Annotated in this window: 1 protein-coding gene; it reads right to left on the bottom strand. The window is 73.1% G+C overall.

The features are described 5' to 3' along the window. Positions 1 to 1,880: polyketide synthase dehydratase domain-containing protein (locus ACIBIW_RS36735; protein ID WP_399342890.1), on the bottom strand; the 1,880-nt coding region annotated here is incomplete at its 3' end. Between the last annotated feature and the right edge of the window lie 50 nt (positions 1,881 to 1,930).

Raw genomic sequence — 1,930 nt, 5'->3', positions numbered from 1 at the left:
GTCCCACCCGACACCAACACCGAACCCGACAACCCCACACCACCCACACCCGCGACCCCACCCCGAACCCCACCCACCCGCGCAAGACGGGGAGCGAACACGCCGTTCTCGCGCAGGGACACATGGGGTTCGCCCGATGCCACGGCCTCGGTCAGACCGGCTCGTGTGACGGGGCCCTCGGCCTCGACCAGGATGATCCGGCCCGGGTGTTCCGACAGTGCGGAGCGCACAAGACCGGCCGCCGAGCGTCCGGCCAGCTCGGGGCCGGTGACCACGACAAGCCGGGAGTCCCGCCACCGCTCGTCTTCGAGCCATCCGGCGATCCCGGCCAGCGTGCGGAGCACCGTCCCGTGGACATCGTCCACCACCTCCGCTCCGCCCGCCGCCCGTACCGGGAGCACCACCAGGGCGGGGACGGCGTCCGGTGTGGTGGACGCGGCGTCGTCGAGCCCAAGGCCCCATGGGTCGGCACCGAGCACGGCCCAGCGCTGCCGGGAGGCGGTGTCGTCGGTCGTGGTCGGTGCCTCGGTCCACTCGACGCCGTAGAGGGAGTCGGTGCCCCGGGGATCGAGGGGTGCGTCGGTCACGGGGCGTACCGTCAGCGCGGTCACGGAGAGCACCGGTTCTCCGGTGCCGTCCGCCGCCTCCACGCGTACGGCGCCGTCGCCGACCGGGGTGAGCGCCACGCGCAGCGTGGTGGCGCCGACGGCGTGCAGCCGGACCCCCTCCCAGGCGAAGGGCAGTCCGCCGGAGCCGTCAAGTGCGGCCGCGTGCAGGGCAGCGTCGAACAGGGCCGGGTGCAGCGCGAACCTGGCCGCGTCCGTGTCGTGCTCCGGGGGCAGGGCGACCTCGGCGAAGACCTCCGTGCCACGCCGCCACACCGCGCGCAGCCCCTGGAAGGCGGGCCCGTACGTGTACCCGTGCTCGGCGAGCGTTTCGTAGAAGTCGCCGTCCTCGACGCGCTCGGCTCCGGACAGCGGCCAGGTGGTCAGATCGGCCTCGGCCGGTGCCGTGGCAGCCTCCAGGAGACCGGCGGCGTGGCGGGTCCACGGGCGGTCGTCGCCCTCGGGGCGTGCGTGGATGCCGACCGGACGCCGCCCTGACGCGTCCGGGCCCGCCACCACCACCTGCACCTGGAGTCCGCCGTCCGCGGGGAGTGCGAGCGGTGCCTCGATGACAAGTTCGCGTACGGTGTCGCAGCCGGTGTCCTGTCCGGCGCGCAGCGCCATCTCGACGAAGGCGGTGCCGGGCAGCAGCACGGTGTCGGCGACGGTGTGGTCGGTGAGCCAGGGGTGGCCCGCGGTCGAGATCCTGCCCGTGAACAGGGACACGTCCCCCTCGGCCACGCTGGTGACGGCGGCGAGCAGCGGGTGGCTGGTGGCGTGCAGGCCGAGTCCCGCGGCGTCGGCGGGGGTGGCGTCCTCTTCGAGCCAGTACCGCTCGCGCTGGAAGGCGTAGGTGGGCAGGTCGACCCGGCGCGGGCGGGCGCCCTCGAAGAGCGCGGACAGGTCGATGTCGGCGCCGCGGGCGAGGAGTTCGGCGGCTGCGGTGACCGCCGTGACAGGTTCAGGGCGGTCCCGGTGCCCGGCGGCGACCAGCAGCGGTGTGCCCTGTTCCGCCTCCAGGCAGTCCTGTGCCATGGCCGTCAGTACTCCGTCGGGGCCGACTTCGATGAAGTGCCTTACGCCCTCTGAGCTGAGGTGGCCGATGCTGTCGAGGAAGCGGACGGGGCGCATGACGTGCGCCAGCCAGTAGGTCGTACTGCCGAGCACTTCGGCGGGGGCGACCCGTCCGGTGATGTTGGAGACCAGCGGGATGGCGGCCGGATGGAAGCGGACTTGTTCCAGGACGTGTCGGAAGTCGTCGAGCATCGGCTCCATCAACCCGGAATGAAAAGCATGACTCACCCGCAACCGCCGCACCCGACGCC

Source organism: Streptomyces sp. NPDC050560 (genome assembly GCF_044457285.1).
Classification (GTDB): Bacteria; Actinomycetota; Actinomycetes; order Streptomycetales; family Streptomycetaceae; genus Streptomyces.
The sequence above is the reverse complement of the archived record's forward strand: the minus strand, read 5'-3'. Positions and strand labels throughout refer to the sequence as shown.